General features: G+C 73.6%; 17 protein-coding genes. 6 read left to right on the forward strand and 11 right to left on the reverse strand.

The features are described from left to right. Positions 1-50 precede the first annotated feature (50 nt). The gene (locus ACFCLZ_RS12925; protein ID WP_380285046.1) at positions 51-1,052 is read left to right on the forward strand and encodes a hypothetical protein; all 1,002 of its coding nucleotides are present in this window, start codon (positions 51-53) and stop codon (positions 1,050-1,052) included. Between the two features lie 24 nt (positions 1,053-1,076). Here ACFCLZ_RS12925 and ACFCLZ_RS12930 read toward each other — a convergent pair whose 3' ends face one another. The 6 genes from ACFCLZ_RS12930 to ACFCLZ_RS12955 form a co-directional block, all read right to left on the reverse strand. Further along, entirely contained in the window at positions 1,077-1,631 is a 555-nt protein-coding gene (locus ACFCLZ_RS12930; protein WP_380285047.1) for a ribonuclease domain-containing protein, read from the reverse strand. Between the two features lie 257 nt (positions 1,632-1,888). Beyond that, entirely contained in the window at positions 1,889-4,615 is a 2,727-nt protein-coding gene (gene ppdK, locus ACFCLZ_RS12935; RefSeq protein ID WP_380285048.1) for a pyruvate, phosphate dikinase, read from the reverse strand. Between the two features lie 546 nt (positions 4,616-5,161). Continuing rightward, the gene (gene dusB, locus ACFCLZ_RS12940; RefSeq protein WP_380286154.1) at positions 5,162-6,235 is read right to left on the reverse strand and encodes a tRNA dihydrouridine synthase DusB; all 1,074 of its coding nucleotides are present in this window, start codon (positions 6,233-6,235) and stop codon (positions 5,162-5,164) included. Between the two features lie 306 nt (positions 6,236-6,541). After that, a complete protein-coding gene (locus ACFCLZ_RS12945; protein ID WP_380285049.1) occupies positions 6,542-7,390 on the reverse strand; it encodes a DUF4097 family beta strand repeat-containing protein in 849 nt (282 codons plus the stop codon). Positions 7,391-7,392: 2 nt separating this feature from the next. Next, a complete protein-coding gene (locus tag ACFCLZ_RS12950) occupies positions 7,393-8,037 on the reverse strand; it encodes a response regulator (protein ID WP_380285050.1) in 645 nt (214 codons plus the stop codon). After that, positions 8,025-9,254, reverse strand: coding sequence for a histidine kinase (locus tag ACFCLZ_RS12955; protein ID WP_380285051.1), 1,230 nt, complete (start codon positions 9,252-9,254; stop codon positions 8,025-8,027). Before ACFCLZ_RS12955 ends, ACFCLZ_RS12950 begins: the two co-directional genes overlap by 13 nt. 134 nt (positions 9,255-9,388) lie before the next feature. Here ACFCLZ_RS12955 and ACFCLZ_RS12960 point away from each other — a divergent pair, with 134 nt between their 5' ends. Continuing rightward, a complete protein-coding gene (locus tag ACFCLZ_RS12960) occupies positions 9,389-10,030 on the forward strand; it encodes a hypothetical protein (RefSeq protein WP_380285052.1) in 642 nt (213 codons plus the stop codon). Positions 10,031-10,419: 389 nt separating this feature from the next. Here ACFCLZ_RS12960 and ACFCLZ_RS12965 read toward each other — a convergent pair whose 3' ends face one another. Beyond that, a complete protein-coding gene (locus tag ACFCLZ_RS12965) occupies positions 10,420-11,322 on the reverse strand; it encodes a helix-turn-helix transcriptional regulator (RefSeq protein WP_380285053.1) in 903 nt (300 codons plus the stop codon). 100 nt (positions 11,323-11,422) lie between these two features. Here ACFCLZ_RS12965 and ACFCLZ_RS12970 point away from each other — a divergent pair, with 100 nt between their 5' ends. Further along, positions 11,423-12,874: an MFS transporter gene (locus ACFCLZ_RS12970; RefSeq protein ID WP_380285054.1), complete on the forward strand. Its 1,452-nt coding sequence runs from the start codon at positions 11,423-11,425 to the stop codon at positions 12,872-12,874. A 62-nt stretch (positions 12,875-12,936) separates the two neighbouring features. Here ACFCLZ_RS12970 and ACFCLZ_RS12975 read toward each other — a convergent pair whose 3' ends face one another. From ACFCLZ_RS12975 to ACFCLZ_RS12985, 3 genes are all read right to left on the reverse strand, one after another. Then, on the reverse strand, positions 12,937-13,203 hold the full coding sequence (locus ACFCLZ_RS12975; RefSeq protein WP_380285055.1) for a hypothetical protein: 267 nt from the start codon (positions 13,201-13,203) through the stop codon (positions 12,937-12,939). Beyond that, positions 13,203-13,709, reverse strand: a complete 507-nt coding sequence (locus ACFCLZ_RS12980; RefSeq protein ID WP_380286155.1) for an RNA polymerase sigma factor — start codon at positions 13,707-13,709, stop codon at positions 13,203-13,205. The genes ACFCLZ_RS12975 and ACFCLZ_RS12980 overlap by 1 nt, the downstream gene beginning before the upstream one ends. Positions 13,710-14,709: 1,000 nt before the next feature. Further along, the gene (locus tag ACFCLZ_RS12985) at positions 14,710-17,019 is read right to left on the reverse strand and encodes a hypothetical protein (protein WP_380285056.1); all 2,310 of its coding nucleotides are present in this window, start codon (positions 17,017-17,019) and stop codon (positions 14,710-14,712) included. 224 nt (positions 17,020-17,243) lie between these two features. Here ACFCLZ_RS12985 and ACFCLZ_RS12990 point away from each other — a divergent pair, with 224 nt between their 5' ends. Both ACFCLZ_RS12990 and ACFCLZ_RS12995 read left to right on the forward strand, forming a co-directional pair. Beyond that, complete coding sequence (locus tag ACFCLZ_RS12990; RefSeq protein WP_380285057.1) at positions 17,244-17,858, forward strand: NADAR family protein; 615 nt, start codon at positions 17,244-17,246, stop codon at positions 17,856-17,858. Positions 17,859-18,116: 258 nt separating this feature from the next. Then, the gene (locus ACFCLZ_RS12995; RefSeq protein ID WP_380285058.1) at positions 18,117-19,412 is read left to right on the forward strand and encodes a hypothetical protein; all 1,296 of its coding nucleotides are present in this window, start codon (positions 18,117-18,119) and stop codon (positions 19,410-19,412) included. Between the two features lie 79 nt (positions 19,413-19,491). On the opposite strand, the gene ACFCLZ_RS13000 is transcribed toward ACFCLZ_RS12995, so the two are convergent. Then, positions 19,492-20,874 carry a glycine--tRNA ligase gene (locus tag ACFCLZ_RS13000; RefSeq protein ID WP_380285059.1) on the reverse strand — a complete coding sequence of 461 codons (1,383 nt, stop codon included), beginning with the start codon at positions 20,872-20,874 and terminating at the stop codon, positions 19,492-19,494. Positions 20,875-21,065: 191 nt separating this feature from the next. Here ACFCLZ_RS13000 and ACFCLZ_RS13005 point away from each other — a divergent pair, with 191 nt between their 5' ends. Continuing rightward, a complete protein-coding gene (locus ACFCLZ_RS13005) occupies positions 21,066-22,070 on the forward strand; it encodes a metal ABC transporter substrate-binding protein (RefSeq protein ID WP_380285060.1) in 1,005 nt (334 codons plus the stop codon). The last annotated feature ends 7 nt before the right edge of the window (positions 22,071-22,077 follow it).

The following is a 22,077-nucleotide window of genomic DNA, read 5'->3' on the forward strand; positions in this document are numbered from 1 at the left end:
CGGCGGGCGATGTTCCGCATACCGCCGATCCGCGCGGGAACCACCCGGGCATGACCAGCGCCAGTTCCCTCGTCGACCCGCTGCTGCTGCTCGGCGCCGACCAGCAGCACATCGCCACCCGCGCCCAACTGCGCGGGCTCGGCGTGCCGTCCGGCACCATCGCGCACCGGCTGCGGCCCGGCGGGCCGTGGCAGCGGGTCCTGCCCCGGGTGATCTGCCTGCAGACCGGGCGGCTGACGGCGCACCAGCGGCTGCGGGCCGCCGTCGCCTACGCGGGGCCCAAGGGGCTCACCACGTCGCCCGACGGGGAGGTGCTGCTCACCGGGGTGGCGGTGCTCGCCGACGCCGGGCTCCCCTCCGCCGGGCACCCGGCGGACCTCACCGAGGTGGACGTGCTGATCCCCGCCCGGCGCAAGGTCGGCGACCGGGGGTTCGTCCGGATCCACCGGGCGAGCGGGGCGATGCCCGGCGGCTTCGAGCGCGACGACGGGCTCTGGAGCACCTCGGTCGCCCGGGCGCTGGCCGACCTCGCGCCCCGGGAGAGCGGACGGCACCGGTTCCGCGCGCTGTGCGCCGAGGCCGTCCAGCGCCGGCACTGCGAACTCGGCGAGCTGCTGGACCAGTTGCTGGCCCGGCCGGACGCGCGCGAGCTGCCCCGGCTGGCCGGGGTGGTGGAGGAGCTGACGGCCGGGGTGCGCTCGGTGGTGGAGGGCGAGGCGCGGGACGCGGTGCGCGGAGCCGGGCTGCCCGAGCCGCTCTGGAACCCGGTGCTCTTCCTGGACGGGCGCTTCCTGGCCGTGCCGGACGCCTACTGGCCGCAGGCCTGCGTCGCGCTGGAGATCGACTCCCGGGCCTGGCACCTTCGCCCGGCCGACCACGAGCGGAGCCTCACCCGCGCCAACCGGCTGACCGCCGCCGGCCTGCCGGTCGTCCGCACCACCCCCGTCCAGCTGCGCCGCGACCCGGGACCGGTGCTGCAGGAACTGGCCGTCCTCCTCGCGGGCGGCCCGCACGGCCCGCACACCCGCATCAGCTGGCGCCGCGCCCGTTGATCAGCACCGCGGGCACCGGGGCGGTCAGCAGCGGGCGTCGATCTCCTCGAAGGTGCTGTAGTGGTCGGCCGTCCAGTACTGCTCGCCGGAGTCGCCGGTGACCACGCGGCGGGCGCCGCGGTCGCCGGAGCCGGGGGTGACCACGGTGAACTCGTGGTAGTAGCCCGAGGTCTTGCGCGGGAGGCGGCTCTCGCGGTTCTCGAAGACGATGCCGTCCGAGCGGTAGGGGTAGGGGCCGCCCTTGGCGATCAGGCCCAGGGTGTCGAGGGCCTGGCCCGGCAGCGTGGTGCGGCAGACGTCGGCCATCGCCGGGTCGGTCGGCACCCAGCCGGTGGCGGCGCCCGCCGCGGGCGGGGTGGCCGGGGCGGAGGGCTTGGGCGCGCCGGACTTGGGCGGGCTCGGCTTCGGGGCCGAGGGGCTGCCCGACGCGGCGGCCGGGGCGGTGGCGGTCGCGGTGGCGGTCGCGGCGGCCTTGGGGGCGCCGTCGCCGGTGCCGTCGGACGCGACGTAGCCGACTGCGGCGGCGATCGCGCAGAGCAGCACGGCGAGGACGGTCCACAGGCGGTTCTTGCTGGTCATGGGCTCCAGCTTGGCAGCCGGCGGGCCCGTGCGCGGCCAGCCACACATGTGGCCGCGGCCACATCCGGCCGCCCGCCGCGTCCGGCCGCGGGAACGCGCACGGCCGGGGCGGGTACGGACGCCGTTGTCCGTTCCCGCCCCGGCCGCTTCACGTACGCCGGTTCTCCTGCGCCGAGCTCCGGTGTACGCCCCTCCCCGATGGAGGGGACGCGGTCAGCGGTCGCGCCCGGCCGGGGGGCTCAGCACCCCCCGGCGTCTCAGCGCGAGTCGCTGCCCGCAGTCTCGATGGCGGCGCGGCCGGCCTCCAGGCGCGCCACCGGGATCCGGAAGGGGGAGCAGGAGACGTAGTCCAGCCCCACCTCGTGGAAGAAGTGGACCGATTCCGGGTCGCCGCCGTGCTCGCCGCAGACGCCGAGCTTGAGGTCGGGGCGGGTGGCCCGGCCGGCCTCGACGGCGTGCTTGACGAGCGCGCCGACGCCGTCGCGGTCGATGGTCTCGAACGGCGAGACCCCGAAGATGCCCTTCTCCAGGTAGGCGGTGAAGAAGGAGGCCTCGACGTCGTCGCGGGAGAAGCCCCAGACCGTCTGGGTGAGGTCGTTGGTGCCGAAGGAGAAGAACTCGGCGGCCTCGGCGATCTGGCCGGCCGTCACGGCGGCGCGCGGCAGCTCGATCATGGTGCCCAGCTTGATCTCCAGCTGGACGCCGGTGGACTGGGCGACCTCGGCGAGCACGCGCTCGCACTCGTCGCGGACCAGCTCCAGCTCCTGGACGGTGCCGACCAGCGGGATCATGACCTCGGGGCGCGGGTCCCCGCCGGCCAGCCTGCGCTCGGCGGCGGCCTCGGCGATGGCGCGGACCTGCATGCCGAACAGGCCGGGGATGACCAGGCCGAGGCGCACGCCGCGCAGGCCGAGCATCGGGTTCTGCTCGTGCAGCTTGTGCACCGCCTGGAGCAGGCGCAGGTCGTTCTCGTTCGGGTCCTTGCGGGCCTCGGCGAGGGCGACGCGCACCGACAGCTCGGTGATGTCCGGCAGGAACTCGTGCAGCGGCGGGTCGAGCAGGCGGACGGTGACGGGCAGGCCGTCCAGCGCCTGGAAGAGCTCGACGAAGTCGCCCTTCTGCATCGGCAGCAGGGTGGAGAGCGCCTGCTCGCGGTCCTTGTCGTTGTCCGCGAGGATCAGGTGCTCGACCTCCTTGCGGCGCTCCTCGCCGAGGAACATGTGCTCGGTGCGGCACAGGCCGATGCCCTGGGCGCCGTAGCGGCGGGCGCGCGAGCCGTCCTCGGCGTTGTCGGCGTTGGCGCGCACGGCGAGCCGGCGGCGGACGTCGGCGTGCGACATCAGCCGGTGCACGGCCTGGACCAGGCCGCCCTGGACGTCGGCGCCGGCGTGCAGGGTGCCCTCGAAGTACTCGACCACCGGGGAGGGCAGCACGGGGACCTCACCGAGGTAGACCTTGCCGGTCGCACCGTCGATGGAGACGATGTCGCCCTCCTCCAGCACCAGGCCGTCGGCGGTGGTCATCCGGCGGCGCTTGGTGTCGACCTCCAGCTCCTCGGCGCCGCAGACACAGGTCTTGCCCATGCCGCGGGCGACGACGGCGGCGTGCGAGGTCTTGCCGCCGCGCGAGGTGAGGATGCCCTCGGCGGCGATCATGCCGTCCAGGTCGTCCGGGTTGGTCTCGCGGCGGACCAGGATGACCTTCTCGCCGGAGCGCGACCACTTCACGGCGGTGTAGGAGTCGAAGACGATCTTGCCGATCGCGGCGCCGGGCGAGGCGGCGAGGCCCCAGGCGATCTGCTTGGACTCGGCGTTCGGGGCGAAGCGCGGGAACATCAGCTGGGAGAGCTGGCCGCCGGTGACCCGCATGAGGGCCTCGTCCAGGTCGATCAGGCCCTGGTCGACCAGCTGGACGGCGATCCGGAAGGCGGCCGCGGCGGTGCGCTTGCCGACCCGGGTCTGGAGCATCCAGAGCTTGCCGCGCTCGATGGTGAACTCGATGTCGCAGAGGTCGCGGTAGTGGTTCTCGAGCGTCTGCATGATCGTCATCAGCTCGTCGTACGACTTCTTGTCGAGCTTCTCCAGCTCGGACAGCGGCAGGGTGTTGCGGATGCCGGCGACGACGTCCTCGCCCTGGGCGTTGGACAGGTAGTCGCCGTAGACGCCCTGGGTGCCGGTGGAGGGGTCGCGGGTGAAGGCGACGCCGGTGCCGGAGTCCTCGCCGAGGTTGCCGAACACCATGGTGCAGACGTTGACCGCGGTGCCCAGGTCGTTCGGGATCCGCTCCTGGCGGCGGTAGAGCCGGGCCCGGTCGCCGTTCCAGGAGTGGAAGACGGCGTGGATGGCGAGGTCCATCTGCTCGCGCGGCTCCTGCGGGAAGGCCCGGCCGGTCTCGCGCTCGACGATGCCCTTGAACACCTCGACCAGCTGCTTCAGGTCGGCGGCGTCCAGATCGAGGTCGTTGGCGGTGCCCTTGGCGTGCTTGGCCTCGTCCAGGGCCTCCTCGAACAGCTCGCCGTCGACGCCCAGCACGGTCTTGCCGAACATCTGGACCAGGCGGCGGTAGGAGTCCCAGGCGAAGCGCTCGTTGCCGGACTGCGCGACCAGGCCCGCCACCGAGGCGTCGGAGAGGCCGATGTTCAGGACGGTGTCCATCATGCCGGGCATGGAGAACTTGGCGCCCGAACGCACCGAGACGAGCAGCGGGTTGTCGGCCTGGCCGAGCTTCTTGCCCATCTCCTGCTCGAGGGCGTCCAGGTGGGCGCTGATCTCCTCGTGCAGCGAGGTGGGCTCGCTGCCGGTCTCCAGGAAGACCTTGCAGGCCTCGGTGGTGATGGTGAACCCCGGAGGGACCGGGAGGCCCAGGTTGGTCATCTCGGCCAGGTTCGCGCCCTTACCGCCAAGAAGATCCTTGAGGTCCTTGTTTCCTTCAGTGAAGGAGTAAACAAACTTCTGCTGGGACGCCACGGGACGGTCTCCTCGCACACGGTTGCCCTGACGCCGGAGAACATACCCATTTCGAAGGCTCTTCCGCGCCGCCAATAGGGCGTACGTCGTCAGGATCGGCAGGTAACCCGCTAGATCGAATGCACTGAATGGCGTTCACCTCTGGTGGTGAAATCGTCCGGCTGACGCTAGCGAGCGTTCAAGTCTTGAAGTCAGTGAAACCGGAAGATCACGTCACCGGAACGCACCGTAGCCGCGGACGCTCCGGCCTGACGGATCGGCTTGATTTCCTGCACCCTCAGTGCCCGATCCGCCGCCGCTCCCCTTCGGGAAGCGATCCGCCCCCGACTTGTTCATTTCGTCCTGTCGGTCACCTCCGACCGCCAGGGTATGTGGCCAGCGTCACGGACGCATCTCAACGTTCGGGCGTAGACCGGCTCCGCCCATCGTCGCACTGCGTCCAGAAACGTGTCCGCTCCGTGATGTTCCACTGCCAAAAAGGAGCCCTCTTGGCCATATCGGCAAAGAGGGCTGGGCCGCAGTGGCAGTCGGCCCCCGGGGGCCATTTTTGCCACTTCGGCGCTATCACCCTCCAGAGGTGTCCGATTCGGCATCTTCGCCCGGCCGGGCGCAGTCATACGGATCGTCCAACCAGCCCTCCGGCAGAACGACCCGGTTGTTGCCGCTGGTCCGCCCGCGCGGGCCGTCCGCGCCGGTCGGCCAGGCCTGGGACTGCTCCACCAGGGCGAGGGTTTCGGCCAGTTCGGCCAGCGAGGAGGAGTTGGCCAGCTTCACCCGCAGCTCCGAGCCCACCGAGAAGCCCTTGGTGTACCAGGCGACGTGCTTGCGGAAGTCGATCACGCCGCGGGCCTCGTCGCCCAGCCACTCACCGAGCAGCTGCGCGTGCCGGACCATCGCCCGCGCCACGTCGGCGAAGGTCGGGCGGGCGTGGTCGACCTCGCCCTCGAAGATCGCCACCAGGTCCTTGAACAGCCACGGCCGGCCCAGGCAGCCGCGGCCGACCACCACGCCGTCGCAGCCGGTCTCGCGCATCATCCGCACCGCGTCCTCCGCCGACCAGATGTCCCCGTTGCCGAGCACCGGGATCTGCGCCGGAACGGACTCGCGCAGCCGGGCGATCGCCGACCAGTCGGCGGTGCCCCCGTAGTGCTGGGCGGCGGTGCGGCCGTGCAGGGCGATCGCGCAGACGCCCTCCTCGGCGCCGATCCGGCCGGCGTCCAGGTAGGTGAGGTGGTCGTCGTCGATGCCCTTGCGCATCTTCATGGTGACCGGCAGGCCGCCCGCGTTGGCCACCGCCTCGCGCAGGATCTCGCGCAGCAGGTTGCGCTTGTACGGCAGCGCCGAGCCGCCGCCCTTGCGGGTCACCTTGGGGACGGGGCAGCCGAAGTTGAGGTCGATGTGGTCGGCGAGGCCCTCGTCGGCGATCATCCGGGCCGCCTTGCCGACCGTCACCGGGTCCACCCCGTACAGCTGGATCGAGCGCGGCTTCTCGCTCGGGTCGAACTTGATCAGCTGCATGGTCTTGGCGTTGCGCTCGACCAGGGCCCGGGTGGTGATCATCTCGGACACGTAGAGGCCCTTGCCGCCGCTCTGCTCGCGGCACAGGGTGCGGAACGGCGCGTTGGTGATGCCGGCCATCGGCGCCAGCACGACGGGCGGCCAGACCTCCAGCGGGCCGATGGACAGCGGCGCGAACTCGGCGGGCGCGGCGGTGACGGGCGCGGCGGTGGCGGTGGCGGTCGCCGGGGTGTCGCCGTCGGCGGGGCCGGTCGCGGTGCTCGGCTCGGTGGGTGCGGGCGGGACTGTCATGCGCGGCTGACCTCGGGGACGGCGGGTGGGGGACTCTTCATTGTCCCCCACCCGGCCGAGCCGCCCGGGGCCGTCACTCCCGGCCCGCCCCCCGACGGCCGCGGCCGTCCCCGTCGGCCGCGCCGTCCCGCGCGGTCACTCCTCGGGCTCGGGGTCCTTCGCGAGGACCGTCAGCGAGCCGGAGCTGAGCGAGATCCTGATCTTGTTCGGGCTGGAGCGGTCGGCCAGCGTCGGATCGATGCCGCCACGCGCCAACGGCGAGACCCCGCCGTCGAAGTCGTAGCGGGACCCGCGCGGCAGGCCCAGCACCACCGACCCCGAGGTCACCCCGATGTCCACGGTGCGCGGGGCCGCGGCGAAGCCCACATCGATCGATCCCGAGGTCGCGGCCGCGTTGACGCTCGACGAGGTGAGGCGGCTGCCCCGGAGGGAGCCGGAAGTGGTACGCACGGTCACCGGACCGGACACGTCGGCCAGCGCGACCGTCCCCGAGGTCGAGAGCAGATTGATCTCCCCCCGCACCCCGGAGACCTCGATGCTCCCGTTGGACTGCTTCCCGGTCACCGCGACCCCGGGCGGCACGTCCAGCTCGATCTGCGCGCCGCAGCCGAGGTCACTGACCGGCAGCACCTGGTTGCAGTGCATCCGGATGTCGAGCTGGTCCTGGTCGAAGAGCGCCGAGACGACCGGCATCCGGATCATCCAGTTCAGGTACTGGCGCACCACCACCCGGCCCTCCTCCCCCGGCCGGATCCGGACCGTGGCGTTGCCGGTGTCCAGCCGCACCTTGGTCACCGCGACCGGGTAGGAGAGCTCCGAGCGCCGCTGCTGCTGCACCGCCATCGCCCAGGTCTGCACGGCGCCGACGACCAGCACCACGGTCAGCGCGAGCGTGCCGAGCACCCGCCAGCCCCGCCGGCGTCGGCGGGCGGCCCCCGCTGTCTGTCCGCCCGCGCCGTCCGCCGGCCGCCTGTCCGTCGTCATCGTCATCCCACTTCCAGGAAGCGCAGCACCGCGAGCACCCGCCGATGGCTCTCGTCGGCGGGCGGCAGGTCGAGCTTGGCGAAGATCGAGTTGATGTGCTTGGCCACCGCGCTGTCGCTGACCACCAGGGCGCCGGCGATCGCGGCGTTCGACCGGCCCTCCGCCATCAGGGCGAGCACGTCCCGCTCACGCGGGGTCAGCCGCTCCAGCGGATCGCGGTGGCGGCGCACCAGCAACTGGGCGACCACCTCCGGGTCCAGCGCCGTACCGCCCTCGGCGACCCGCTGCAGCGCGTCCACGAAGTCGTCGACATTGGCCACCCGCTGCTTGAGCAGGTAGCCGACGCCGCTGGTGTTGGTGGTCAGCAGGTCCGCGGCGTACCGCTCCTCCACGAACTGCGAGAGCAGCAGCACCGCCACCTCCGGCCACTGCCGGCGGATCACCAGCGCGGCCCGCACCCCCTCGTCCGTGAAGCCCGGCGGCATCCGGACGTCCGCGACCACCACCTGCGGACGGTGCTCCTGCACCGCGGCGAGCAGTTCCTCCGCGTCCCCGACGGCGGCGGCCACCTCGTAGCCCACCGCCTCCAGGACCTTGACCAGCCCGACCCTGAGCAGGACCGAGTCCTCGGCGATCACAGCACGCACGGCAACTCCACGGTGATGGTGGTCGGGCCCCCGACGGGGCTGATGACGGACAGGCAACCGTCGACCGAGGCGGTGCGCTGGCGCAGGCCGGTCAGGCCGGTGCCGCGCGCGGCGTCCGCCCCGCCCACGCCGTCATCGCTGATGACCAGGCGCAGCCGGCCGCCGGCCGTGCGCACCGAGACGTCCGCCCGGGAGGCCCGGGCGTGCTTGACGACGTTGGTCAGCGCCTCGGAGACGGTGAAGTAGGCGACCGCCTCGACGGTCGGCGCTATCCGCTCCGCCACCTCGACGTCCAGCCGGACCGGCAGCGGGGCGCGGGCCGCGATGCCGGAGAGCGCCGCGTCGAGACCGCGGTCCTCCAGGACGGCCGGGTGCAGGCCGCGGACCAGGTCGCGCAGCTCGTCGATGGCCGCCTGCGCCTCCTCGTGCGCCTCGACGATCACCTGCATCGCCTCGGACGGGACGTCCTTGAGGGTGCGGCGGGCCAGGCCGAGGTTCATGGCGAGCGAGGTGAGCCGCTGCTGGGCGCCGTCGTGCAGGTCGCGCTCGATCCGGCGGCGCTCGGCGTCGACCGCGTCGACCAGGCCGGCCCGGCTCTCGACCACCTCCTCGATCCGGTGCTCCAGCTCCGCGGTGCGGCCCGGACCGAGCATCCGCACCGCGAGCGCCTGGTCCAGCCGGGCCAGCAGGGCGGCCGCCGCGGGCAGCACCACGAGCAGCAGCAGGCCGCCGACGGTGAGCGGGACGTTCAGCTTGGCCCACTGGTCCTGGACGGGCGAGGAGGTCGGCATCAGCCAGCACCAGCCGGAGACCGTCGAGGCCACCAGGGCGGCGCCCCACCCGTAGACGACGATCAGCGCGCCGCCCGCGACCAGCGGGCCGACCACCAGGTGGTAGCCGACCTGGCGCCAGCTGACGCCGGTGCGCAGCGCGGTGAACAGGCCGGCGGGCGTACCCGTGGACCGCAGCAGCGGCGGGATCTCCACGCCGCGCAGCGCGCGCAGCCGACCGCGCTGGGCGGCGGTGAGCGGGCGGACGGAGAGCAGGATCGCGCCCAGCAGGACCAGCGTCACCTTCGGGGTGAGGAGCATCAGCCAGGCGGGCAGGGAGAGCGGGATCCCGGCGGCCAGGAATCGGGTGTCCCGCCAGGCCGCCCTCGACCACGGGGGCCGGGCGACGCTCCTGGCGGGCGCGCTGCGCGACGTCGTGGAGGACATGGCGGACAGCCTAGAGCCCGGTGATCAAGCGTCACCATGAAGGGCACTGCCGAGAAATGGTGAAGCTAGGTACACCTCCGATTCGGATCGGCGCACTACCGACAACGCGGCCCGCGACGACGAGTCTTGACGGCATGACGAGCACCGCATCGCACTCCGCCACTCCGCCGCACGGGCGGCCGGCCCACGGCACCGCCCGTGCGGCCCGTACCGTGTCCGCCGCCGCTGCCCTGGCCGCCGCGGACGAGGGCCGGCTGCCGGTCGGGCCGGGCGGTGCGTTCGACGGGCTCGGCGGGCTCGGCGCGCCCCGCGGCCCGGTCGGGCCGTGGTCGGTGCGCAGTGTGCCGGCCGGTCGCGGGCGGCGGGCGGCGCTGGAGGTGTACGAGCACGGCGAGCTGGTGGACGTGCTGGTCGCCGCCCGGCTCGGCCGCGGGCTGCTGCGCGGCGCCCGCGCCTGGGCCGGTGCCGGTGCCGGTGCCGGTGGACGCCGCCGCGCCCGGCACGGGCTCGCCTGGGGGCGGCTGCCGCACGGCGGCGGCGCCCCGGCCGTCGGGTTCACCGGCGGGCGGCTGCTCCGGCTGCCGGGGCGGCCCTCGCCGGTGGTCGCGGCGGGCGAGGTGGTCACCGTCGCCGGGGAGTTCTGGCTCGCCTGGGCCGAGGGCGTCTTCGACGGCGTGCTCGTCGAGACGGCCGACGGCGCCGGGAGCGAGCGCTCCCCGCTGACCCGGGTCCGGACCGCCCGCGCCGCCGCCGCGGAGTCGGGGGGCGTCCGATGAGCGCCGCCGTCCTGCCCGGCCGCCCCGGCCGCCCCGCCCTCCCCCCGCTCGCCCCGTTCGCCGCGCGGGTGCCCGTCTTCGCCGCCTTCGCGCTGCTGCCCTGGGTGGCGGTGCTCGCGGCCACCGGCGAGACGGCGTGGGTCGTCCTCGACCTGTGCGAGTTCGCCGCCCTGCTCCGGCTGGACGCCGTGCTGCGCCACCGCCGGCCGGGCGGCGCCGTCGCGCCCGCCGGCGTGGTCGCCCTGCTGCTCGCGGCCGACGCCCTGGTCGACATCGCCACCGCGGGCCCGGGCGCCGAGAAGCTGGCCGCGCTGATGATGGCGGGCTGCCTCGAACTCCCGCTCGCCGCGCTCTGCCTGGCCCTCGGCCTGGCCCGCGCGGGGCGGTCGTCAGTGCGACGGCAGCCGGGTGGGCAGCCGCGCCAGCAGCGCGTCGGTCTCCCCGTCCTTCGGGGTGTAGACGACCATGCGCGTTCCCTGGGAGGGGCCCAGCCAGAGACTCGTGTACTCGAAGCGCAGCAACCCGACCTCCGGAAGCAGGAAGCGCTTCAACCCGTTGCCCGGCCGCAGCACGTCGTGCCGCTGCCAGGCCTCGTCGAACGCCGGGGAGGCCCGGCGCAGCCGGCAGAGCAGCGTCCGCCCGGCGGGCTCGTCCCCGTGCTCGCCCATCCCGGAGCGGAACCGGGCCACCATGACCTCCCGCTCCTCCTCGTGGTCCACCAGCACCTCGCGGAAGCGCGAGGGGGTGAACGCCAGCCACATCAGATTGCGGTCCCGGGGCGGCAGCGCCTCCAGGTCACCGACGATCCCGGTGTACGAGGCGTTGTACGCCAGCACGTCGTAGCGGGAGTTGATCACCGCGGCCGGGTAGGGCGCCATCCGCTCCAGCGTCAGCCGCACGGCCGCCGTGACGGTCGGGCACTCCCGCACCGGCGCCGGATCGTCCGCCCCGGCCAGCGTGAACAGATGGGCCCGCTCGCTCGGGTCGAGCAGCAGGGCGCGCGCCACCGCGTCCAGCACCTGGACGGATACCTGGATCTCACGGCCCTGCTCCAACCACGTGTACCAGGTGACCCCGACGGCGGCGAGCTGCGCCACCTCCTCGCGACGCAGCCCCGGCGTGCGCCGCCGGCCGGTCATCGGCAGCCCCACCTGCTCGGGGGTGATCCGCTCCCGGCGGCTGCGGAGGAACGCCGCCAACTGTTGCCGCCGCGGATCGGCGGGCGCTCTCCCGGTGGCGGCCGTGACGGTGCTTGCCGTGGCGGTGCTTGCCGTGGCAGTGGTCAGACTCATTCCACCAGGATGCGCCACTCGTCATCCTGTTTCCAGGTACTTCTTATACCCGGATAAGCACACTCTGGTACCAGGGTGCGGTGCGGCGGATCGTAGGACCGTGACCCAGCAACTGACCGCCACCAGGCCCCTCGCCCCTGCCTCCTCGACCGCCCTCTCCTCCCCTTCCCTCCCCTCCCTCGGCACCGCCGGACTGGTCACCGTCCTGCTCGGGGCGTTCCTCCCGATGCTCGACTTCTTCATCGTCAACGTCGCCCTGCCGACCATCGACCACGACCTCGCCGCCGGCCCCGCCGTACTGGAACTGGTGGCCGCCGGGTACGGCATCGCCTTCGCCGTCCTGCTGGTCCTCGGCGGCCGGCTCGGCGACATCTTCGGCCGCCGCCGCGTCTTCGTCGCCGGGGCCGCCACCTTCGCCGTGACCTCGCTCGCCTGCGGGCTTGCCCCCGGCGCCTGGTCCCTGGTCGCCGCCCGGGCCGCCCAGGGCGCGTCGGCCGCGCTGCTGATCCCGCAGGTCCTCGGCACCATCACCGCCACCACCCACGGCGCCCGGCGCGGTCGCGCGCTCTCCGTCTACGGCGCGGTCGGCGGCATCTCGGTGGTCATCGGGCAGGTGCTCGGCGGCATGCTGGTCGCCGCCGACCTCTTCGGCAGCGGCTGGCGCTCGGTCTTCCTGCTGAACGTCCCCTTCGCCCTGCTGGCCCTCGTCCTCGCGCTGCGCTTCGTCCCGGAGAGCCGCGCCGAGCGGGCCGCCGAGGTCGACATCGCCGGCACCGTCCTGCTCACCGGGACCCTGCTGGCCCTCCTGGTCCCGCTGATGGAGGGCCGCGCCGCCGGCTGGCCGCTCTGGTCCTGGGTGCTGCTCGCGCTGTTCCCAGTGCTCGCCACCGCCTTCGCGCTGGTCGAACGCCGCGCCGAGCGCCGCGGTGACACCCCGCTGGTGCCGCCCACCCTGCTGCGCATCCCCGAGATGCGGCGCGGCCTCGGGATCGCGCTGCCCTACTTCGGCGGCTTCGGCGGCTTCATGTTCGTCATCGCGGTCGCCCTCCAGCAGGACCTCCACCTCGGCCCGGTCGCGGCCGGCTGGGCGCTGGTCCCGATGGCCGTCGGCTACTTCACCGCCTCCCTCTGCGGCCCGCGCCTGATCGGCCGCTTCGGCAGCCGCGTCCTCACCGCCGGCGCCGCCGTCCAGGCCGCGGGCCTGGCCACCCTGGCCGTCACCGTGCTGGCCGACCCGGCCGGCTTCTCCCCGCTGCGGATAGCCCCGGGCGTCGCCCTCGCCGGCATCGGCCAGGGGCTGATCGGCACCCCGCTGTTCCGCGTCGTCCTCGCCAAGGTCCCCACCGACCGGGCGGGCGTCGGCAGCGGCGTGCTCGCCACCAGCCAGCAGTCCAGCCTCGCCCTGGGCGTCGCCACCCTGGGCTCCCTCTACCTGGCCCTCTCGCCCACCCTCGGCATGGACCACGCGCTCGCCCTCTGCCTGGGCATCCAACTCCTGGGCTCGTTCACCATCTTCTACCTGACCACCCGCCTCCCCCGCTCCATCGGCTGACGGCGGGCCGGGTCCCCGGACCCGTCGTGGCCACCCCGCTCCCCGGGGTGGCCACCACGGGCTTACGTCCCCCCGCCCTTGCGCAACTCGCACCGCCCGTCGACACACCCGCGCCGCAGCCGCCCCCGCGACACCGTCTCCACCAGCCCGATCACCCAGCACGTCGGACACCCGCGGAAGGCGAGCAGCCCGACCGGCAGCAGGAGCAGCGCCACCGGCCCGGCGAACGGCAGCAGCGCGAACGCCCCGAGCAACGCCCCGAAGCCCACCCCGCCCCGCGCCAGATGCCTGGCCACCGTCCGACTGGCGTACCCCGAGTCCCCGGCCATCACCGCTCCCCTCCGACGGTGACCGCCCGGACCGCGGCCCGCGCCCGGTGCAGCCGCGACTTCATGGCGGCCGTGCTGAGCCCCAGCGCATCGGCGACCATCCGCCCGCTGAGCCCCTGAACGTCCCGCATGATCAGCACCCGCCGCTGGTCCTGCGGCAGCCCGGCGATCGCCTCCGCCACCCGCCCGGCCTCCAGCCGCCCCAGCACCTCGTCCTCGGCCGACCGGAACGGCGCCTCACCGAGCGCCGGACGCTCCCACAGCACCGAACGGGCCCGCCGCAGACACTCGTTCCGCACGATCCGGAACATCCAGGAGGCCAGCGCCCCGGTCGCACGCAGCATCCCGATCTTGCGGTACAGGATGATCAGCGCCTCCTGCGCCGCGTCCTCGGCGTCCTCCGGCGTGGCGCACAGCGAGCGCGCGAACCGCTGCACGTGCGGGTGCGCCCCCGACACCAGCGCCGCGATCGCCTCCACGTCCCCGTCCTGCGCGGCGGCCACCACCGAACTCCCCGGCCACCCCCGCACCTCAGCCACGCCGCCGCCCCCGCTTCCGCAGCACGGTCACACTGCACGTCACGATCAGTGCCACGCCGACCACCACAGCCGCCCAGAGCATCATCACAGCCTCCTCTTCCGCCACCGGCCCTCGCCGAAGCTGCTCATAGGAGGCGGCGACCCCTCAAAAGGATTCACCCCACCCGCTACCGTTCTTCTCGCCAGGGGCGGGGGACCAGGGGGAGGGCCGTGTCACTCTGGCCGTGGAAGCGCAGGCCGTCGAGGCGGCGGTCCAGGCCTGCTTCCCGCGCGTACGTGAACCGGACGACCTTGCCGGCGCCCGACCGCTCCCGTCCCCACCCCGTCGCGGACGCACTCGCGCGCGATCGAGCCCAACGTGCGGGGGCGTTGCGGGGCGAGGACCCGGTCGGACTGGCGGGGGTCTCCTGCCGCGCGGACGGGCCGGACGCGTGGTTCGCGGAGGCCGCCCCCGACCTCGGCGGGCGGCCGGCTGCGGTGCTCCCGGCGGAGCGGTACCGAATCGGACGAGGCCGCGCACACGGCCGACGGCGAGCTGCTGGTGGACCGCGCCGACCGGCTGCTCGCCGTCCGGGACGGCCTTCCGCCCCGGGGGGGGCCGAGCCGCGGACGGTGGTGTACGTACGCCCCCCGGCGCCGGAGGAGCCGGGGGTGCGGGTGCTCGACGAATCGCACGCCGACCGGGCCGCGTACGAGGCGCACGGGCGGCAGCCGCACATGCGGCTGTTCCGGGCCGAGCGGGAGCGGTGTCTCGCGGCGACGGAGGTGACCTCCGCGGAGGTCACTCCGAACCAGCGGGCTTGCCGAGTTCGGTGAGGAGGGTGAGCCGGAGGGCTCCGGGGGCGTCCAGGGGGAGTCCGCGGACGGCGGGGGAGGCGTCGGAGGGCTGGGACACCTCGGCTCCGGTAAGGGAAGGCGGCCCCACCGACAACTGCGGTGGGGCCGCCTTCATTTCACCGGTGGAGCGTCAGTGCCGGTGGCTGCGGCGACGCGAGGCGAGCACGAGGGCCGCGCCGCCGAGGACGACGGCGGCGCCGATGCCGCCGATCAGCGCGACCTGGCTGCCCGTCGCGGCGAGGCCGCCGCCACCGCCCGGCTGCTGCGGCGTGCCGGTGAGCGCCGGATCGGCGCTCCCGCTGCCGCTCTCGGTGGGCGCCGAGGAGGACGAGGGCGAGGAGGTGGGCGAGGTGGTCGGGTCGGTGGAGGGCGAAGCCGAGGGGGACGCCGTGGGCGACGGCGTGGACGTGGTCACCGTCACCGTGGCCGTGCACTCCCCCGCCGTCGAACCGGCCGGGCAGTTGCCGCCGGGCCGGTCGGCCACCACGGTGTTGCGCAGCGTGTGGTCCCCGGCGGCCGGGTCCTTCACCTTCACCGTGTACGTCACCCGGGCGCTGCCGCCGACCGGCAGGTCGCCGGTCCAGCTCAGCACCGGCTGGGCATAGGACACCGTGCCGGCGGTGGCGGTGGCGTCGGCGCCGTACGTGGCGTCGTCGAGGACGGCGCTCAGGTCGTCGGTGACGTTCAGTGCGGTGAGCGGCGCGTTGCCGGTGTTGGTGATGTCCACGCGGTAGGTCACCGTGTCACCGGGGAGGGCCTGGGCCTTGTCGGCGCTCTTGGCGAGCCGGTAGCCGGCGTGCTCGGAGACGGTGTTGCGCACGGTGTTGCTGGTGCGCTGCTGGTCGCGGCCGGTCTGGGCGCCGCGGTAGGAGAGCGACGAGGTGTTGTCGAGCTCGGTGCCCGGCGCGAGTCCGGCGTCGACCTTGGCCCGGAAGGAGACGGTGGTCTCGGCTCCCGGCGCGAGGTCGGCGGCCTTGCAGGTGACGTTCCGTCCGGAGGCGGTGCAGCCGGGGCCGGAGCCGTCGACGTAGCTGGTGCCGGCGGGCAGCGCGTCGGTCAGGGTGACGCCGGTGGCGGTGTCGAGGTCGGCGCTGGTGCCGTCCTTGTGACGGTTGGCCACCGTGAAGGTGTAGGTGATCTCGGCGCCGGGGTCGACGGTGCCGGGCGGGTTGTTCGTGGTGGAGCCGGCCGGCTTGTTGGCCTTGGTGATCTGCAGATCCGGTTCGAGGGCGTCGACGGCGAGCCAGACCGCCTGCGGGTGCAGCGCGTCGCCCGCGCCGTTGATCCGGAGCACGGCCTGGGTGCTGCCGGCCGGGATCTTGCCGGTGACGTCGATCATCCGGGCGTCGTAGCCGTAGTTGTTGACCGGCGCCGGGTCACGGGTCGTGAGGTTGGTGCCGGTCCCGTCCGCCGCGACGCGGTCGATCCGGCTGGTGAACGCGTTGTCGGTGGCGACGCCGGCGGGGCCGGGCATCGGCAGCAGCGTCAGGTTGTCCGCCGCGGAGCCGACCAGCAGTTGGTCGCCCTGGATCGGCACGTCGCCGTCGCCGACGGTGACGCCCATGGTGGCCGGCGGGGCCGTGGCGGGCGTGCGGATGCCGGAGAGGGTGAGCGTCGCCAGGTTGTCGGGGCTGCGCAGCAGCTGGAAGCCGTCCCAGACCTGGAGGTAGCGCAGCGGCTCCGCCTGGTTCTCGTACGCGACCACCAGCGACCAGCCGCCCCAGCAGCCGACGTTGTTGCCGCCGAAGTTCTGCGCGGAGGAACGTCCGGCGCACGCCTGGATGTTCGCGACGGTGTAGCTGCCCGGGCCGGCGGCCTTCACCTGGGCGGTGACGTCCTTGACTCCCGCCCCGGCCAGCAGCGGCTCCGGCGGGGTGCCGCCGACCCGCTGGTCGAACCAGTCGTAGGTGTCGGCGGTGAGCTGCTCGTAGGAGCCGCCGCCCGGGACCTTCCAGGAGACCTGGTCGCCCAGGTTGATGTCCCCGGAGGAACCGCCGGCCGTGCTGGTGTTGGTCGGGTTGAACTGCCAGTACAGGCGGGCCGACAGCACCTGGGCCCCGGCCGGGATCACCAGCTCCGCGGAGGACGCGTTGTTGCCGGGCGCGTTCGGGTCGGTCTTCACGTACTTGGTGCGGCCGTTGTTGGTGCCCTCGGTGTCGCTGCAGACCGAGCCGTCGCTGTCGTCGCAGGTCAGCACCGAGTTCGACGCCATCGTGAGGTTGCCGTGCGCCAGCAGGTCGACCTCCGGGTCCGGGCCGATCGGCCGCTCGGTCCCGAGACCGCGAGCCGCCTTGGCGGCCGGAGCGGCGGCCGACGCCGACGGGGCGGCGAACGGCGCGGACGGTGCGAGCACGAGCGCCGAGGCGGCGAGCGCACCGAGCACCGCCCGTCCGGGCAGGCGCCGGGTCCGGGAGTCGGGTGCCGGGCGTATCCCGCCCATGGCGGTTGGCGTGCGGTCTCTCACGGGGGACTCCAGGGGTGTTCGAGGGTACGGGAGGGTGAGGGGATCCTCCAGGGCGAATCGTGACGTTACGTCCGAATTCGACCGGTCGAATACTATGTCACATTTATCTGTCTGCCATTCACGAGCGGCCGCCACCCCGCCGACCAGGGCGGGAGCAAATCCGCTGGCCGCCCCGCACCCCTTCGTGTCAGCATGACGATATGAGCGACGAACGCACGAACGACCCCGTCGACACCCGCAACCGCGCCGCCCTGCTCGCCGCCGTGGCGGCCGGGGCGGAGCCCAAGTGGCTGATGTTCTGGGGGCATCAGGGCCAGCGGGACGGATCGCTCGGCCCCGGGGTGCTGAGCCAGTGGTGGCCCGGGCACCCGTTCACCGTCGACGGCGTCGAGTACACGACCGCCGAGCACTGGATGATGGCGGGCAAGGCCCGGATGTTCGGGGACGAGCGGACGCTCGCCCGGATCCTCGCGGCGCCGAGCCCCGCCGAGGCGAAGAAGCTGGGCCGCCAGGTCCGGAACTTCGACGACGCGACGTGGACGGCCGGGCGGTTCGAGCTGGTCACCGAGGGCAACGTGGCCAAGTTCGGCGGCCACCAGGAGCTCCGCGGCTATCTGCTGTCGACCCGTCAGCGCGTCCTGGTGGAGGCCAGCCCGCTCGACCGGATCTGGGGCATCGGCCTGCGCGCCGACGACGAGCGCGCCCCGCGCCCCGCCGAGTGGCGCGGCGAGAACCTGCTCGGCTTCGCCCTCATGGAGGCCCGCACCCGGCTGGCGGCGGCACCCGGGGCGACCACCGACGCCACCGCCGGGTGACCACCGCCGCCGCGGCGCCGGACGGCACCGTCCTGGTGTCGGTCGGCGCCGGGCCGCTCCTCGCGCCGAAGGTCCTGGGCCGGGCGCCCCGGGGAGCGACGCCCGGGGCGCGTGCGCCGGGGCGCTCACCACTCCTGCGCTCTGTGCGCTCCTGGACACCACTCGCAAGCCAGTGGACGCACTGCCGTAACGCCAGCGCCGTATTTCGACGCGAGGATGTCTTGCGGTCAGGGCCGAGTTGGACAGGTTGCGGTGATCATGCGTACACGGCAGACGGAACAACCCCTCACCCCGGATGCGGGTGGCAGCGAGGGCGAGCGGACGGCTCTCGAACTGAGGGCACAGCTGGACGAGTTGCTCCGTGCCCGGCAGTACGCGGGGCAGCGCGAGCGGCGACTCGCCGAGGCACTCCAGGCGCTGCCCGAGCGGCAGCGGCCGGACGGGGAGCTGTTGCGGCAGCTGACCGAGGCCCGGACGCTGCGCGAGGGACTGGGCGCGCGCTGCCTGGAGTTGAGTGACCAGCTGAAGGCGCTGGAGGAGCGGCTGCGGCAGCCCGCGCCGCGCCGGTGGATCCCGCGCCAGTCCACCGGCGCGCCCATCGACACGCCGACCGGCTCTCCCCTCCACACAACGGCCGGCACGCCCACCGGTTCGCCCACCGGCGCGCCCGTCGACCGGAGCGCGGGAGAACCCGGCACCGGAAGCCCGGGCGGCCCCGGGAGCGGGAGCGAGGGCGGCAGCACCAGCGCGCACGACGGCCGGCAGGCCGCCGCCGAGCAGCAGGCGCCCTGCGCCCCGCCCCGGCGCCGCTCCCCCGCCGAGCTGTCCGCCCTGGCCGAGCGCATCACCGCCCTGTACCGCCGGGCCTCCCCGGACGAGGCCGCCGGCATCCTGGACCAGGGCGCCGAGCACCTCACCCCGCACGACACCGCCCAGCTGGCGGCCCTGCTCGCCCGGCGCGGACCGGCCGGCGCCTCCGTCCGCCTCGTCCGCAGCGCCGTCCACGCCGGGCCCCAGCACGCCGCCACCACCCTCGCCGAACTGCGCGAGGCGGGGCTGGCCGAGGAGGCCGGCGACCTGTTCCACGCGCTCCGCGCCTGCCCGGCCGCCGACCTGCCCGCGCTGCTGGACGCACTGGAGCGGGCCGGGCAGCACGCCGACGGCGCCACCCTGCTCTGGGAGTGGGGCTCCGCGCCGACCCCCGAGCTGGCCGCGCTGGCCACCGGGCTCTACCGGACGGACCGCGCCGCCGACGCCCGGACCCTGCTGCGCCAGGCGGCCGGCCGGCCCACCGGGGACCTCGCCGCGCTCGCCGTCACCATGGCCCCGCCGCTGCCCACCCTGCTGCTGGGCGAGCTGCCGGCGCTCCGCCCGCCGGCCGAACTGGTCCGGCTGGCGGCCGCGCTGGCCGGCCGCCCGGACCTGTACGAGGCGCTGCTCACGCCGCTGCTCGACGATCCCGCCCGCCACCGCACCACGCTCGCCGCCCTGCGCACGGCCGGCCTGCCGACCGCCCCGGCCGCCCGCCCGCGCTCCCGCTGGGGCCGCCGGTAGCGCGAAGCGCCCGGGAACAGCACGGAGCCCCCGTCCGCCCTGGGAGGGCGGACGGGGGCTCGGTGCGCGCGGAGGGACGTCAGCAGCCGATGAGGCGCGCCGCCAGGTAGGACTTCACCTGGTCGAGCGAGACGCGCTCCTGCGTCATGGTGTCGCGCTCGCGCACGGTCACCGCGTTGTCCTCCAGGGTGTCGAAGTCGACCGTCACGCAGAACGGCGTGCCGATCTCGTCCTGGCGGCGGTAGCGCTTGCCGATGGCGCCGGCGTCGTCGAACTCGACGTTCCACGCGGTGCGCAGGTCGGCGGCCAGGCCGCGGGCCTTCGGCGAGAGGTCGGCGTTGCGCGACAGCGGCAGCACGGCGACCTTGACGGGGGCCAGGCGCGGGTCCAGGCGCATGCCGACGCGCTTCTCCATGACGCCCTTGGCGTTCGGCGCCTCGTCCTCGAAGTAGGCGTCGATCAGGAAGGCCAGCAGGGCGCGGTTGAGGCCGGCCGCCGGCTCGATGACGAACGGGAAGTACCGCTCGCCGGACTCCTGGTCGAAGTACTTGAGGTCCTGGCCGGAGGCCTCGCTGTGCACCGTCAGGTCGTAGTCGGTGCGGTTGGCGATGCCCTCCAGCTCGGAGAACTCGGTGCCGCCGAAGTTGAAGCGGTACTCGATGTCCACCGTGCGCTTGGCGTAGTGGGAGAGCTTCTCCTTCGGGTGCTCGAACAGGCGCATGTTCTCGGTGCGCAGGCCGAGGCCGACGTACCAGTCCCAGCGCTGCTGCAGCCAGTACTCGTGCCACTGCTCGTCGTCGCCCGGCTTGACGAAGAACTCCATCTCCATCTGCTCGAACTCGCGGGTCCGGAAGATGAAGTTGCCGGGGGTGATCTCGTTGCGGAAGCTCTTGCCGACCTGGGCGATGCCGAACGGCGGCTTCTTGCGCGAGGTGGTCTGGACGGCCTTGAAGTTGGTGAAGATGCCCTGGGCGGTCTCCGGGCGCAGGTACGCCAGGCCGCTCGCCTCCTCGGTGACGCCGAGGTGGGTCTTCAGCATGCCCGAGAAGTCCTTGGGCTCGGTGAACTGGCCCTTGGTGCCGCAGTCGGGGCAGTTGATGTCCTGGAGGCCGTTCGGCGGCGGGAAGCCGTGCTTGGCCTCGTACTTCTCCTCCAGGTGGTCGGCCCGGTGGCGCTTGTGGCAGGAGAGGCACTCGGTCAGCGGATCGTTGAAGGTCTGGACGTGGCCGGACGCCTCCCAGACCTCGCGGGCCAGGATCACCGACGAGTCGAGTCCGACGACGTCCTCACGGGCCTGGACCATCGCGCGCCACCACTGGCGCTTGATGTTCTCCTTGAGCTCGACGCCCAGCGGACCGTAGTCCCAGGCGGCACGCGTGCCGCCGTAGATCTCGCTGCAGGGGTAGACGAAGCCACGGCGCTTGCTCAGGCTGACGATCGTCTCGATCTTGTCGGCTGCCACAGTGCTCTCTTCAGTACGTACGGCCCGGTCAGGGCACGGCTGGTTGCGCGTACCCGAATACCTCAGGTTACCGGCCATATGGGTACGGGGTTCAAATCGGTATCACCGGTACCGGCCCACTCACCGTCACCACGCGTTCACCCGTCCGAGTGATTTGACAATCATTTCCATCTAATCTGAGAATGGTTGTCATGATGATCCGACGACGTGCCCGCAGCGCCATGGCCCTGACCGCCACCGCCCTCGCCGCCGCCCTCACCCTGACGGCCTGCGGCGGCAGCGCGCAGGGCGCGGACGGCCGGCTGGACGTCGTCGCGTCCTTCTATCCGATGGAGTACCTCGCCTCGACGATCGGCGGCGAGCACGTGAAGGTCACCGGCCTGACCGCCGCCGGCGTCGAGCCGCACGACCTCGAACTCACCGCCAAGCAGGTCGGACGCGTCCAGAAGGCCGACGCGATCGTCTACCTCAAGGGCCTGCAGCCCACCGTCGACAAGGCGGTCACCGGCTCCGAGGCCAAGTACAAGATCGACGCCACCGCCGCCGCCCCGCTGGAGGACCACCACCTCCCGGAGGACCACACCGAGGGCGACGGCCACGACCACCACCACGACGAGGCCGCCGGCGACCCGCACATCTGGCTCGACCCGGCCCGCTACGCCGCCGTGGCCCGGAGCGTCGGCGCCGGGTTCGCCGAGGCCGACCCCGCGCACGCCGACGACTACCGGCGCAACACCGACGAGCTGGTCGGCCGGCTCACCGCCCTGGACCAGGAGTTCAAGGACGGGCTGAAGGACGCGACGACCCGCACCTTCGTCACCAGCCACGCCGCCTTCGGCTACCTCGCCGAGGCCTACGGCCTCACCCAGGTCGCCATCAACGGCGTCGACCCCGAGTCCGAGCCCACCCCGGCCCGGCTCGCCGACGTCCAGAAGGCCGCCAAGGAGAACGGCGCCACCACGATCTTCTTCGAGACCCTGGTCAGCCCCAAGCTCGCCGAGACCGTCGCCAAGGACCTCGGCCTCAGGACCGCCGTCCTCGACCCGCTGGAGGGCGTCAAGGACCCGGCCAAGGACGACTACCTCACGGTCATGAGGCAGAACCTGGCCAACCTGCGGACCGCCCTCGGCGCGAACACGGCCGCGAACACGAGCGCGAACACGACCGCCACCGCCACCGCCACCCCCACCAGCTGACGGGACC

The organism is Kitasatospora purpeofusca (genome assembly GCF_042691725.1).
Classification (GTDB): Bacteria; Actinomycetota; Actinomycetes; order Streptomycetales; family Streptomycetaceae; genus Kitasatospora; species Kitasatospora purpeofusca_B.